Here is a 13,435-nt window from a genome sequence, read left to right on the forward strand (position 1 = left end):
ATGAAGGGAGCGATTATGAAGGAAATAGCTTACAGTTAGTGTGACTAGATTAAACCAAGCTTTGCTAAGCCATGTTGGATTCCACTGTCGTTTACGTGACGCGTAATCATATTGGCGAACGGCTTCAACTCTTCATGAGCATTTCCCATCGCTACCCCCATGCCAACATAGGAGAGCATCTCTTTGTCGTTCAATCCGTCTCCAAAGGCAACAGCATCCGCAGGAGTTAGTCCAAAATGTTTTAACACGGCTTCAATTCCTTTTGCCTTGGAGCCGTTTGGGGGCAAAATATCCATGCAGTGTTCATGCCAACGAATGTAAGAGACGTCATGGAATTCACCCGTGTATCTCGATTCATCAGCGCCACAGTAGAGAAATGCTTGATAAATCGACGTTTCCCCCCAGTAGCGATGGCGATACGCTGGGGATTCCAGTCGCAACCAATCAAACGACTCGATAATATGAGGGTGGTCCATGGCATTGGCATAGCAGTGATCTGCGCTCAAAAATACCATGGGATGGGAATGACCCTCCGCCATTTGTTCGAGCTTTGCCAATGTATCTGTAGCAATTGGCGTGTGATGAATGATCTTCCCTTCGCTCTTCACATATGACCCGTTAAAGCCCACGAATGTCTCAATGCCTAATTGCTCAGCGATTGGCATCAAATGATAAGGAGCTCGACCGGTTGCGATCGCGACATGGACACCGTTTTGTTTTAATGTTTGTACGGCGTCCACCGTTGTTTGTGGAATGATGTGATCGGTGTTCAGTAAGGTTCCGTCAATGTCAAAAAAGACGATTTGATAAGCCACTTCTTATCCGCTCCTCTCCACGCTATCTCTAGTTGTCCTCTCTATATAGGTTTTGCACAAAAAAATAGGAAAAGGAATGCCGATGGGACACTCCTTCTCACTTCGCTATTAGAATACAGCTACTTCTGTCTCGCTGTCAAATACATGACATTTGGCAAGATCCATCGCTAGTTTTACCTTCATCTTTGGTTTTAGCGCTTCACGAGAATCCACGCGCGCTACCATCTGGGTATCCCCGATATTGTGGAAATAGACGTACAATTCGGAACCCATGTTTTCTACGACTTCAACTTCTGCTTCCAGTAAGCTCTCAAATGGATTTGCTTCCATAAAAGAGGCGTCGCTGTAAATGTCCTCAGGGCGAATACCAAAAATAACTTGCTTATTTACATAACCTTTTTCCCGTAAAGTCTTGGCTTTATCTTCTGGGAAGCGTACATGAATATTTTGCGCATCAAAATAGAGTGCTCCGTCTTTCTCGGAAAGATTCCCTTTCACAAAGTTCATCGCAGGCGAGCCGATGAAGCTCGCTACAAACAGATTGACTGGATGATTGTAGATTTCAGTGGGGGTTGCCACTTGTTGGATAAGGCCGTCCTTCATGACGACGATCCGGTCTCCCATGGTCATGGCTTCCGTCTGATCGTGTGTCACATAAATAATCGTGGTATTCAAGCGTTGATGCAGTTTCAAAATTTCCGTGCGCATTTGTACACGCAGCTTCGCATCGAGGTTGGACAACGGTTCATCCATCAAAAATACTTGCGGCTCACGCACGATCGCACGACCCAATGCGACACGCTGTCTTTGTCCCCCGGACAGCGCTTTTGGCTTGCGGTCTAGTAAATGGGAAATATCGAGGATTCGAGCTGCATCTTGAATTCGCTTATCAATATCGGATTTGGAGAATTTGCGCAATTTCAGGCCGAAAGCCATATTTTCGTATACATTCATATGCGGATAGAGTGCATAGCTTTGAAAAACCATGGCGATGTCGCGATCTTTGGGAGCCACATCGTTGACTCGACGATCGCCTATGTATAGATCACCTTCCGAAATTTCTTCCAGACCTGCAATCATGCGCAGCGTGGTAGATTTTCCACAACCAGATGGTCCGACTAGAACGAGGAATTCGCGATCTTGAATTTCCAAGTGAAAATCGTCAACTGCCGTTACGTTGTTTCCATATCGTTTATAAATGTGGGAAAGACTTACCTTTGCCATGAAAAAGGCACCTCCTCGGGTTTGTGAAGAGAGCAAAATCTTGGATGACTGTAAGGGTAGGGTACCAATTCACTAGCAAGAAGGATATGGACAGTATATACAAAATGTTTCGTTAATTTTGACGAAAGAGAAGGTATAGCTGCAGCATGACGGCATCAGGAAACAATCGCGGGTCTAAACCGGTTTGTTCCGTCAGCTTGTCCAATCGATACAACAGTGTATTCCGGTGAAGGAAAAGCTGCCGTGCTGTATCGCTTACATTCAATTGTCTGGCGAACAACGTATCTAATGTTTCCAGTTGTTCATCTGTCATGTGCGGAACGGTTATGACAGCAGCTAGCTCGTTGGCGATTGCGGCTGCTATTTCTTTGGGGAGAGAAGCTGCCCATCGTTCTAACGGATACGACCAGTCCCCAGCAACCATCATTTGCGGACGATAGGATTGAAGGGCATGGGCAAGTGATACTTGTCGTAAAAGAGTGTCGCCCAATGCAAGTGGACTCGTCATTGGCGATCCGACAACAAGGCGAACGGGTTCCATCCATTCCATCGAAATCAGATCATGTAAGCCAGATGCCCACTCCAAAAGCTCTGAAGCTGTTTTTTGATGATCGAGCATGGAGACAGGGACGATGAGAAGAGCATGTGTTTGCGTCAACGGAATGAAATCGGGTACTCCTTCAAAAAAATCATGCAACAAGGGCTGCAAAGAATCCCATTCTCCCTTGCGATCTGGTCTGCATCGCTCTAATAAAAAGGAGACGCGGGCTTCTTTCCACGGCCATTTCGCTTCCAGCTGAGAAGGGATCGCTACAGGGGAGCCGGAGACAATGCCCGAAAGCCAATGGGATATCTGTTTTGGGAGGGGAAGCGTTGTTGGATCATCCACATGAGGAAAAATCAGATCCAACAACGCTCGGGCTGAAGTATGCCAAGATGCCGTTTCGACAAGGATCAATGTCATTACACCGTTGCTCGAATGGATGGCAACTTGCTCCCAGCCTTTTTGTACCCAATCCTGCTGGGCTAGTGCTGCATCTGTTTGTGAGACTTGTACATATTCGATAGGTAAATTTGTCGCTTGTCGGATGTGCTCGACATCTCTCTTCCATTTTTCCACAAGGTGACCCCCATCTCGACACGAAAGTAAGGCTATTATACCTTAGTCGAGAGCGAGCGTGGCAGCTGTTTCTTGTAGAGCCAAAGCTGGAGCGGCCATCTCGTTGAATGGAGCATCACTGCCCAGAACATGCAAGGTTATCTCGGGACGGGAACGCAGACGGATGTTTACCCCTGTTTGCCCCAGGCCCTCACTGATGTAAAAGGGTCGACCATCCATCTCGTGCAGACCTTTAACGATATTCAGCTTAGGCAGCTTCCCCATCGTTGCGAGATGAAAGGGGCGAGGCCAATGGATCTGTCCACCGTGAAAATGCCCTGACAACAAATAATCGTAAGCATACTCTTTCATGTGCAAAACTATATTAGGATCATGAGTTAAGACGAGCCTTGCTCCTGTCTCGGGTACACCGTAGAAAGACTTGGCCAGGTTGCTATGGCGCGTGCTGAAATCATCCACACCTATAATGTGCAGGGGTTGCCCCTTGTGATAGATGGTTTCATTTTCGTTGATAAGAACACGGCAGCCAACACGCTCTAACTCTGATTTCAACTGTGCGAGCTTGAAAGGGGTAAGAACGTAGTCGTGATTGCCAAAAACCACATAAGTTCCGAGTGCTGGCTGTAATTGCTGGAGACACTGCACAAAAGCAACTGCCTTCGGAATGTTTTTTTCGCGGTCGAGCAAGTCGCCGGTAATCGCAATCAGGTCTACCTGACGCTGCGAAAAGTCATCGACAATACTCTGGGGCAGTACAGATAAGTTTTCCATGTGCAAATCAGACAAATGTAAGATCGAAACCGGCTCAAACTCATGCGGTTGTTGAAGGTGCCGGGATTTTTGCAAGGGTATCGCTACTTCTTTTATTTGAACATCAAATGTATTGCGATAGGCTCGAAAAAGCAACAAGGCGATAGCGCCAAGTAAAATAAACCAGATCATCATGGTCGGCCATCTCCTTCGTAGTAAGAGTACCGTCATTATACAAGAAAAAGTTCGCGATCGAATAAGTAGGTTCTGGCAGGAGGAATTACGCAAAAAATGTAGAAATATTATGAATGTTGCGTAGTGAGAAAAACGATATGTAGAGTGGGAGAGTGAAGACATGAACGTCGAGAAAATTCCAGCAACGGAAGGCTCTTATAATCTGGAAAATTATGATGAAGCATATGCGAATTTTGATTGGGCGGATGTGGAGAAGCAATTCTCTTGGTCTGAGACCGGGAAAGTGAACATGGTGTACGAAGCCATTGATCGACATCTCGCTACTGATCGGAAAGACAAAATCGCTTTGATGTACAGCAATGCGACGAGAGACGAGACTTATACTTTCGCGCAATTAAGTGAATTATCCAATAAATTCGGAAATGTTTTGCGGAATTTGGGCATTGTGAAAGGGGACCGCGTATTCGTCTTTATGCCGCGTTCACCGGAGCTTTATGTAAGCGTTTTAGGCACGATTAAGATTGGCGCAATCGTAGGACCGCTGTTCGAAGCGTTCATGGAAGCGGCTGTGCGTGATCGCTTGGAAAATAGCGAAGCCGTTGCGATCGTTACGACACCTGCACTCTTGCCACGCATTCCGGTAAGTGACCTGCCTGCATTAAAACACGTGATTGTTGTAGGTGCAGAAGAGGAGCTAAAAGAAGGTCACATCCGTTTTGAAAAAGCGATGGAAGAAGCCTCCACCGAGCTGGAAATCGAATGGGTTGATCGTGAGGATGGCATGATCCTCCATTACACCTCAGGCTCAACGGGCAAGCCAAAGGGTGTTCTGCATGTCCACAATGCCATGATCCAGCACTACCAAACTGGGAAATGGATTCTCGACTTGCAAGAGGATGATATTTATTGGTGCACAGCAGACCCAGGCTGGGTAACGGGTACTTCTTACGGCATTTTTTCACCTTGGTTGAATGGAGCAACGATTGTCGTACGTGGCGGACGTTTCACTCCCGAAGACTGGTATAAAGTCATTGAGAAAAACAAAGTATCGATATGGTTCAGTGCTCCGACTACGTTCCGCATGTTCATGGGTGCAGGGGATGAACTCGTCAAACAATTTGACTTATCCAGTCTGCGTCACGTCCTGAGCGTTGGCGAACCACTCAATCCTGAAGTCGTTCACTGGGGTATGCGCGTGTTCAATCAACGCATTCACGACAATTGGTGGATGACGGAAACAGGTGCTCAGCTGATTTCTAACTATCGCTGTATGGCGATCAAGCCTGGATCCATGGGTAAGCCGTTCCCAGGTATTTATGCAGCGATTATTGACGACCGTGGAAATGAGTTGCCGCCGAATCGAATGGGGAATCTGGCAATCCGTACAGGTTGGCCAGCCATGATGAGACAAATCTGGAACAACCCAGCGAAGTACGAAGAATACTTCAGCATCCCAGGCTGGTACGTGTCCGGGGATTCTGCTTACAAGGATGAAGAAGGCTACTTCTGGTTCCAAGGCCGTATTGATGATGTGATCAATACTTCTGGTGAGCGTGTCGGTCCGTTTGAAGTGGAGAGCAAGCTCGTGGAGCATCCAGCAGTAGCGGAAGCGGGTGTCATCGGCAAACCAGATCCGGTTCGTGGTGAAATTATCAAAGCGTTCATCTCGCTGCGAGCTGGCTATGAGCCAAGTGAAGCGTTGATGGATGAAATTCGCAAGTTTGTGAAAGAAGGACTGGCTGCACATGCTGCTCCTCGTGAAATCGAATTCCGCGACAAGTTGCCAAAAACGCGATCCGGAAAAATCATGCGCCGTGTCTTGAAAGCATGGGAATTAGGTCTACCGACGGGTGACCTGTCTACCATGGAAGATTAATCACAAGAAAAACCATCTCTCGAAAATGTCGGGAGATGGTTTTTTTGTTAGGAATGGCTATGTTGTTGATGATCATGCGCATGGTCGTGGTTGTGATCATGATCGTGATCGTGAGAATCGGCTGTTGCCTGGCAATGTAAGCCACCGTGTGTAGTAGACGAGTTCTCAATCTGGATGGTAGCGTGTGTAATGCCGAATTCTTTTTCCAAAAGGGCCAGTGCATCATTTAACACAGGGTAGCTAGGTAAGTCGTCCTCAACAACCAGATGGCATGTCAGGGAATCGAATCCGGAAGTAACCGTCCAAATATGGAGGTCATGCACTTTGATAACTCCAGGTAGCTGACTAAGTCGTTCTTCTACTTTTGTTGTATCCAGCCGAGAAGGAGCGCCTTCCAGCAAAATATTGACGGATTCTTTCGTTACGCGCCATGCGCTCAGCATGATCAGGACAGCCACGACGATACTGATGATCGGGTCGGCAATGTACCAGCCAAAAGCCCACATCAGGATACCACCAATGATTGCACCGACAGAACCGAGAAGATCACCAAGAACATGGAGATATGCACTACGTACATTCACGTTGTTCTTGGTATCGCCACGCATGAGTACAATGGCTGCAGCAATATTTGCCAAGAGTCCAACTGTGGCGATGATGATCATGGAGCCGCTGGCAACCTCAGGCGGATTCCACATGCGTTGGAACCCTTCCCAGAAAATGAACAAGGAAATCAGCACGAGTGTTACACCATTGGTCAGTGCAGCTAAGATTTCAAAACGTTTCAGCCCGAAGGTTCTCTTGGCAGAAGGTGGTCGTGCAGCGAAATGAACAGCGATTAAGCTCAACAGAAGCGCCAATGCATCGCTTAACATATGCCCAGCATCAGAGAGCAACGCCAAACTATTGGTGAGGAAGCCCCCGATGGTTTCTACAACCAAAAATACAGCAATGATCAGGAAAGAAATGAGAAGAGCTCGTTTACTGGCTCCTTTTCCATGGTGATGGTGATCGTGACCATCTCCATGATCGTGATGATGAAAGCCCATGATTGTGTCCTCCTTATAAAACGAATGATTTATAGATGCTCTGCTAAATAAAGCGCGTCATTCCCTACACCGCCCATTAGCGCTGATCCTCGCGTATGCTGCCAGGGCAGCCCGAGAAAGGATAGCCCAGGAACTTTTGTTATTCCTCGATGATGAATCGGTCGGCCATGGGAATCGAGCACATTGGGAACATTTAGCCAATCGTAGTTCGGTCGAAAACCGGTAGCCCACAAGATGTTGTTGAACGTTGCTTGTGTTCCATCTGCAAAAGTAGCGGTATTTCCGTTCACCTGTACTGCTCGGGAAACCAATCGCAATGCTCCGATTCTGGACAGTTCTTGGACCTGCTTTTTGTAACCGAATATCGGATCAGGTGATTGACTCCATTTTTGTCCAAGCCAGGTGGAGCGGGGGACATCAAGTAAACCGAATGCCTTCATGTAATCAAATATAGGTTTTCCAAAAATGAATAGCGGCAAGTAAGAACGTGATTCTCCTTGTGAAAAAACAACGGGTCGATGAGCGGCAAGCTCTACTGCAATTTGTGCGCCAGAGTTGCCACTGCCCACGACGAGGACAGGACCGTCAATGAGCTGGCTTTCATTTTTGTACTGCGCGGTGTGCCATTGACGAATGGTCGGGTCTAAGCTGTTTGCGATAGCCGGGATATAGGGTGTATGGAAGGGTCCCGTAGCAATCACTACCTGGTTCGCGAAGAGCAAGCTGTCTGGTGTCCGAACCTGAAATCTAGATCCGGCATGGCTTAGTTCCAAAACGGTTGTTCCTAGCATGACTGGCAATTCGAAATGTTTCGCGTACATTTCCAGATAGTCTGCGGCATCGTCTTTGTTTGGGAGGTTATGCGGCTTTCCTGGGAAAGCGAGACCAGGTAGATGATTAAATTTTCGTGGCGTAAAAAGCACGAGTGAATCGTACCGCTGCCGCCAACTATCACCGATCCGTTTGTTTTGCTCCAAGATGACAAAACGGCGATTCTTAAGCTTGAGTGCATATCCGAGAGCAAGTCCTGCCTGCCCTCCGCCAATTACGATGACATCATAGTCGTTCATGATCCGGGCCTTCTTTCGGTAAGAATTAACTAAATCATACCATATTCATTATTATATTCAAGTAATTGTTTGAATGTTTTTTGAGCATCAGCAAAAAAAGGCCGCCACTCATAGTGACGGACCTGTATGTAGCCAGTGGATTTACGGTTTTGATTGCTTCAATTCGGCAGCATGCTCAATACCACACATGATTAAATGACGGACATGATCATCATCGAGCGAGTAATAGACGAGCTTGCCGTTTTTGCGGTACCGGGCGAGACCCATATTTTTTAGCAAACGCAGATGGTGAGAGGTATTGGGGATCGAGCTATTAATGGTTGCTGCGACATCACAAACGCATAGCTCTCCTTCAAGTGCCAGCGCGTAAATGATTTTTGCTCGTGTATCGTCTGCGAGAGCCTTGAAGAGAGGGGCGACACCTTCCGTCTCCATCATTCTGGGCCGAAGCCTGTTTACTTTTTCTTCATCAATCGTCTGTACTTCACAAACCTCTAGATCAGTGGGAATGCGCTGAATGTCTTCGCTCACTTCATTCACCCCGAACCGTACCATTTTTCACCATTATAAGACGGATACAGGGGGAAGGGAAGGCTGTACAACCTGTTCATCTTGTAAAAAAATAAAAGGACAAGAAGGAAATATTGATGTCTTTATATAAATAAGAATGATACCTATTTACAAATGGAGAGGAGAGAACTCCCACTTGATTCTGAAGATTCGCCAATTCCTGTTTGAAATAATCGGGGCGCTCCTGCTTGGACTAAGTGTCGTTTGGTTAACAATGGGCAGAGACAGCAGTTTGTTTTCCGGTTGGAGCATAGAGTGGTCCCCTTTGTGGCTTGATGTGAAAACCTTTTTCCTTAGTATTTGGTTGGAAGCAATTCCGTTTGTCCTCTTGGGTGTATTCTTTTCTGCATTTATCCAGACGTTTGTGACAGAAGAGCAGGTGAGGCGCTGGACACCGAAGCATCCTCTCGTGGCCCTGCCGTTTGCCGGGTTACTGGGGTTTTTATTCCCTGTATGTGAATGTGCCATTATCCCTGTGGTTCGTCGCTTGATCCAAAAAGGGATGCCGCTGTCAGTCGGGATTGTTTTCTTATTGGCGGGACCGATTGTGAATCCCGTTGTTTTGTCATCGACCTATGTCGCATTCGCCCGTAAGCCGGAAATGGCTCTCTACCGGGGCATTGCGGGATTTACTGTTGCCCTCATTGTGGGCATGCTTGTCTTCCTGTTTGTCAAAAAGAATCCGATACGGCTCGGCATGGAATCGCAAATCCGTCATGAAGCCGACCATGTAAAAGCGACGGGTGGAAAGCTTTCCTCGACATTTGCCCACGCGGTGGACGAATTTTTTGATATGGGAAAATATTTGTTGTTTGGTGCGTTTATCAGCGCGCTTCTACAGGTGTACATCAGCCGGGATACGCTCATGGACATCGGTCAAACACCACTTACCTCTAATTTGGTCATGATGGGGATGGCGTATTTGTTTTCGCTTTGTTCAGAGGCAGATGCGTTTATCGCTGCTTCCTTTGCTAATACGTTCTCAAGCAGCTCGTTGCTTGCATTTCTGGTTTTCGGTCCCATGCTCGATTTAAAAACGACGTTGATGCTATTTGGAACGTTTCGCTTTGGTTTTGTTGTCAAGCTGGTCGTAGCTATTACGCTTTTGGTAATTTGCGTCACCATGCTTATACCGATGTAAGGAGGAAAATATGGATCAGAACAAATTGAAGCGTCATCATGTCATGCGCAGTTTGATATTGGCGGGCATTACAGCGTTGTTGGCCTATTTGATCCTGTCGGAAACGCTCAGCCACTATCTCGCACCGCGATTACACATGTTCAGCTATGTCACGCTCGTCATCCTGGCCCTGTTGACAGTTGTCAGCATACGGCAAATTTTTGTAGGCAGTAGTGTTTACGATTGCGATTGTGAGGAGCAGCACAAAGTTCCGCGTACATCCATCGGCTCCCTTTTGGTTTATGGCTTGTTTGTGCTCCCCATTGTGATGGGATTTGTCATGCCGGATAAAATTCTTGGCAGTGATGTAGCGGAGAAGCGGGGAATCACGCTTCTCAGCAATGATGTACGAAAGCTGGCGGATGTTACGGCGAACGCGAATGCGAGTGCAACAGAGAATGTGAAGCAGACAGCAGAGGTAAAGGAAGATGCCGAGCCAAGAGTAGAATCACAGCCAGAGGCTAACAATCAAGTAGCAACACCCCCGGTACAAGCGACAAACGACGAACAATTGCGGCAGCGATTCTCGAACGGGGGATTTGGTGACTTTTACGCGGATATCGCCGTCTTTTTACATAAACAGCCAGTGATTGAACTGAATGACAAAGTGTTCCTAGACGGACTTACCACGATGGAGCTATATGCAAAAGAATTTGCTGGAAAAGAGCTTGAGACGATGGGATTTGTTTATCGGCAGTCTGATTTTACGAAGCAGCAGTTTGTCGTAGCGCGTTTTTCCGTCACCTGCTGTACAGCAGATTCCAGTGTTTATGGCGTTCTGGTGGAAAAGGAGGACGCGAATAAATGGGCAAAAGATAGCTGGGTAAAAGTTCGCGGAAAGCTCGAGCTGCGTCAGGTAGACGGATACGACATGCTTGTTCTCAAAGCATCTCAGGTAGAAGCCGTTTCCGCACCGAAAGATCCTTATGTGTACTATAGCTTTGAAGCAGCACCAGACAGTTAAAAGCGGGGGAAACGAAATGATCGTGCGACTAGATTTACAGGATGAACAAACGGTACAAAAACTTTGGAACATGCAGCAAAGAGCGTATCGTGTAGAGGCAGAATTAATTGGAACGGAAGATATTCCACCCCTGCGAGAATCAGTAGAACAACTGAGGACATGTGGAGAAACGTTTTATGGTTACATAGAGGAAGGCGAGCTGGCAGGGGCGGTTTCTTTTTTGATCGAGGGAGAAACGTTGGATATTCATCGAATGATTGTGGATCCTGTTCATTTTCGCAAGGGAATCGCGAGTCAATTGCTTGCCTCAGTCCACGAGCATGGCTATAGCAAGATCGTCGTTGCGACTGGTTCCTTAAATGAACCGGCTGTTCGATTGTATGAAAGACATGGATTTACCTTGACGGATCAAAAAGAAGTGAAGCCCGGCCTGAGGCTGTCTTTTTTCGAGAAAACGATTTATCCATCTTAAAGCGAAAGCCCGCCCAAATAGCTGAGGAGGGATAGAGTTGCACAAAATAACCCGGAGGACGGGCACTTTTTCAAGTGTCTGTTTCCGGGTTTTCATTCTTATGAAAGCATATTCTTACTTGGTATCATCTGTTTCTTTCTGTTGGTCTTCATAAAACCAGAGAGGATCATCGGAATCCTCATCACCATTGTAATTGATTAAGATTTCTTCACCCGCTTGAATGTCCGTATACGCATAAAAGTCAAACGTGTGGTTGTCGAAGTTAATCTCATACGTGGCATTTGGTGTGTAGGAGTGATTAAATAGCATGCCATACCCTAACAAGAAGGCTGTGTGATTGGCACCGTACTCAAATGCATAATCCGCGAGTAAGGTTTTCTCGATATGCTCATGCTCTTCGTTCAAATAGGGCAGCACGGGCGCTTCATGAATCAGGTCGCCTTTTCGGATATCTTGCGTTGCAAATACGCCTCTATTTAATTCTCCATTGCTTAGTTTGGAGGTTTTGATTTCGATCATGCGGATCACCTGCATTTCTTATGTCTGTGGAAAACGTATCTTACTAAGGATGACAGTTGATCGAGCAGAAAGCAATGTTTTTTATTTGATGACCAAATGATGGCGAACGGCATAAGCAGCGAGCTGTACGCGATTAGCCAATTGCAGCTTTTCAAGAATGTTTTTTAGGTGGTTTTTCACCGTGTTTTCTGCGATGATCAGCGCTTCGCTTATTTCCCGATTCGTTTTTCCGGCTCCCACATACATGACAATCTCTCGCTCTCGCGGGGTCAGAACATCTGGTACCATTTCATCTGTAGCCTCTTCTTGACGGAAGCGGTACATGAGCCGGGTTGCCATTTCGCGACTCAATTCACTGTCCTCGCCGAGCAAGGCATGCAAGTAGTTAATCCAGTCGTCAGGCTCTAAATTTTTCAGCAAGTACCCTTGGGCGCCGAACTGAATGGCCGTGATCAGGTCAGCAACGTCATCGGAGACGCTGAGAATGACGACCTTGATGTGCGGGTATGCTTTTTTGACCTCGCGGGTCGCTTCGAGACCGCTCCATTTCGGCATGTTGATGTCCATGAGCACAAGGTCCGGTTGTATTTGTCCGCATAAGAGAAAAGCTTCCTCGCCATTTTGCGCTTCTCCGATGACTTCAAAAGAGGGATCGGGATCAAGCAGGCTGCGAATGGCCATACGAGCCATCGGGTGGTCGTCGGCGATCAATACACGGTAAGCGTTCATAGGGTTTTTCCTCCTGAATAAGAAGATAAGCGGATGATCGTACCGCCTGCCGGTCGTAATTGAATGTCGATGGATGCGTTCAACTGGCGTGCTCGCTCGCGCATCATGGACAAACCGTATTTTTTCGTATCGGGAGAAGGGTTGGAAATCCCAATGCCATCGTCCTCAACGGCGAGAACCCAGCCAGTTGTTTCATCCGTCGTGAGGTGAATCCACGAATGCTTGGCCTGAGAATGCTTGCGAATATTGGCAAAAGCTTCTTGGATAATCCCGAACAGTTGTACTTCTGAGGTGGGAGTAAAAAAGCCATCTTTGACATGCAATTCGCTGACAACGTCGATTCCAGATAAAGCGCTCCATTGCGCCAGCCATTTCTCAAGGCGTTGATCCAGACTGCCTTCTTCTGGCAATGAGCGCAAGTTAAAAATGGCTTGGCGTACATGATTGTCGATGGCAGAAACAGCGACCCGTGCATCGTCCAAGTGTCCCTGCTTCAGCTTTACGTTGAGGAAGAACAGAGACTGCGCAATCCCGTCGTGTAATTCGCGGGCAAGGCGTTCACGTTCTTCATAAACAGCGCGACGAGCTTGTTCCTCGACAATTCGTGCATTCATTTGTTTAAGCGTGTGAAACATCCAGGTAGCGAATAAAAAAGAGAGAAAGAGCGTCAAGAGGGTAATGTAGACATTCCCGGCTTCCATAGACATATAGGGCAGCAGAAAGTCGTGACGGATGAATTCAAAACCCCCGATGATGATGGTTGGAATCAAAAAGGTCAACCAATAAAAGATCCGATAGGACATGCAGATGCCTCCTTGCATGACTGCTGGCAAACATTCCTTTAGTATACCGAATGGGACGAGCGGATGGTATACTCAGGTGAGAAAAGGTGGAAAGCAGGA

14 protein-coding genes are annotated in these 13,435 nt (G+C 47.1%); 4 read left to right on the plus strand and 10 right to left on the minus strand.

The window, feature by feature from the left end:
* Nucleotides 1-44 precede the first annotated feature (44 nt).
* From ACM6JA_RS05720 to ACM6JA_RS05735, 4 genes are all read right to left on the minus strand, one after another.
* On the minus strand, nucleotides 45-815 hold the full coding sequence (locus ACM6JA_RS05720; protein ID WP_414851536.1) for a Cof-type HAD-IIB family hydrolase: 771 nt from the start codon (nucleotides 813-815) through the stop codon (nucleotides 45-47).
* A gap of 108 nt (nucleotides 816-923) precedes the next feature.
* Nucleotides 924-2,039 (minus strand): ABC transporter ATP-binding protein, encoded by a 1,116-nt coding sequence (locus ACM6JA_RS05725; protein WP_414851537.1) that lies wholly within the window; start codon nucleotides 2,037-2,039, stop codon nucleotides 924-926.
* A gap of 112 nt (nucleotides 2,040-2,151) precedes the next feature.
* Entirely contained in the window at nucleotides 2,152-3,159 is a 1,008-nt protein-coding gene (locus ACM6JA_RS05730; RefSeq protein ID WP_414851538.1) for a PucR family transcriptional regulator, read from the minus strand.
* Nucleotides 3,160-3,201: 42 nt separating this feature from the next.
* A complete protein-coding gene (locus ACM6JA_RS05735; RefSeq protein WP_414851597.1) occupies nucleotides 3,202-4,101 on the minus strand; it encodes a metallophosphoesterase in 900 nt (299 codons plus the stop codon).
* Nucleotides 4,102-4,264: 163 nt separating this feature from the next.
* Here ACM6JA_RS05735 and acsA point away from each other — a divergent pair, with 163 nt between their 5' ends.
* A complete protein-coding gene (gene acsA, locus ACM6JA_RS05740; protein ID WP_007724191.1) occupies nucleotides 4,265-5,980 on the plus strand; it encodes an acetate--CoA ligase in 1,716 nt (571 codons plus the stop codon).
* A 47-nt stretch (nucleotides 5,981-6,027) separates the two neighbouring features.
* On the opposite strand, the gene ACM6JA_RS05745 is transcribed toward acsA, so the two are convergent.
* The 3 genes from ACM6JA_RS05745 to ACM6JA_RS05755 all read right to left on the minus strand — a co-directional run bounded on the left by ACM6JA_RS05745 (nucleotide 6,028) and on the right by ACM6JA_RS05755 (nucleotide 8,630).
* The gene (locus ACM6JA_RS05745; RefSeq protein WP_414851539.1) at nucleotides 6,028-7,029 is read right to left on the minus strand and encodes a cation diffusion facilitator family transporter; all 1,002 of its coding nucleotides are present in this window, start codon (nucleotides 7,027-7,029) and stop codon (nucleotides 6,028-6,030) included.
* Between the two features lie 29 nt (nucleotides 7,030-7,058).
* Complete coding sequence (locus ACM6JA_RS05750; RefSeq protein ID WP_414851540.1) at nucleotides 7,059-8,099, minus strand: flavin-containing monooxygenase; 1,041 nt, start codon at nucleotides 8,097-8,099, stop codon at nucleotides 7,059-7,061.
* Between the two features lie 141 nt (nucleotides 8,100-8,240).
* The gene (locus ACM6JA_RS05755; protein WP_047069462.1) at nucleotides 8,241-8,630 is read right to left on the minus strand and encodes an ArsR/SmtB family transcription factor; all 390 of its coding nucleotides are present in this window, start codon (nucleotides 8,628-8,630) and stop codon (nucleotides 8,241-8,243) included.
* 175 nt (nucleotides 8,631-8,805) lie between these two features.
* Here ACM6JA_RS05755 and ACM6JA_RS05760 point away from each other — a divergent pair, with 175 nt between their 5' ends.
* The 3 genes from ACM6JA_RS05760 to ACM6JA_RS05770 are packed head-to-tail and all read left to right on the plus strand — an operon-like array spanning nucleotide 8,806 to nucleotide 11,285.
* The gene (locus tag ACM6JA_RS05760; RefSeq protein ID WP_414851541.1) at nucleotides 8,806-9,810 is read left to right on the plus strand and encodes a permease; all 1,005 of its coding nucleotides are present in this window, start codon (nucleotides 8,806-8,808) and stop codon (nucleotides 9,808-9,810) included.
* A gap of 10 nt (nucleotides 9,811-9,820) precedes the next feature.
* On the plus strand, nucleotides 9,821-10,813 hold the full coding sequence (locus ACM6JA_RS05765) for a TIGR03943 family putative permease subunit (protein WP_414851542.1): 993 nt from the start codon (nucleotides 9,821-9,823) through the stop codon (nucleotides 10,811-10,813).
* Nucleotides 10,814-10,829: 16 nt separating this feature from the next.
* Complete coding sequence (locus tag ACM6JA_RS05770; protein WP_414851543.1) at nucleotides 10,830-11,285, plus strand: GNAT family N-acetyltransferase; 456 nt, start codon at nucleotides 10,830-10,832, stop codon at nucleotides 11,283-11,285.
* Between the two features lie 114 nt (nucleotides 11,286-11,399).
* On the opposite strand, the gene ACM6JA_RS05775 is transcribed toward ACM6JA_RS05770, so the two are convergent.
* The 3 genes from ACM6JA_RS05775 to ACM6JA_RS05785 form a co-directional block, all read right to left on the minus strand.
* Nucleotides 11,400-11,804 carry an SET domain-containing protein gene (locus tag ACM6JA_RS05775; protein WP_414851544.1) on the minus strand — a complete coding sequence of 135 codons (405 nt, stop codon included), beginning with the start codon at nucleotides 11,802-11,804 and terminating at the stop codon, nucleotides 11,400-11,402.
* Nucleotides 11,805-11,885: 81 nt separating this feature from the next.
* Nucleotides 11,886-12,533: a response regulator gene (locus ACM6JA_RS05780; protein ID WP_414851545.1), complete on the minus strand. Its 648-nt coding sequence runs from the start codon at nucleotides 12,531-12,533 to the stop codon at nucleotides 11,886-11,888.
* Nucleotides 12,530-13,336: a sensor histidine kinase gene (locus ACM6JA_RS05785; RefSeq protein ID WP_414851546.1), complete on the minus strand. Its 807-nt coding sequence runs from the start codon at nucleotides 13,334-13,336 to the stop codon at nucleotides 12,530-12,532. The genes ACM6JA_RS05780 and ACM6JA_RS05785 overlap by 4 nt, the downstream gene beginning before the upstream one ends.
* Nucleotides 13,337-13,435 lie beyond the last annotated feature (99 nt).

The sequence above is a fragment of the Brevibacillus sp. IT-7CA2 genome (assembly GCF_949767855.1).
Lineage (GTDB): Bacteria > Bacillota > Bacilli > Brevibacillales > Brevibacillaceae > Brevibacillus.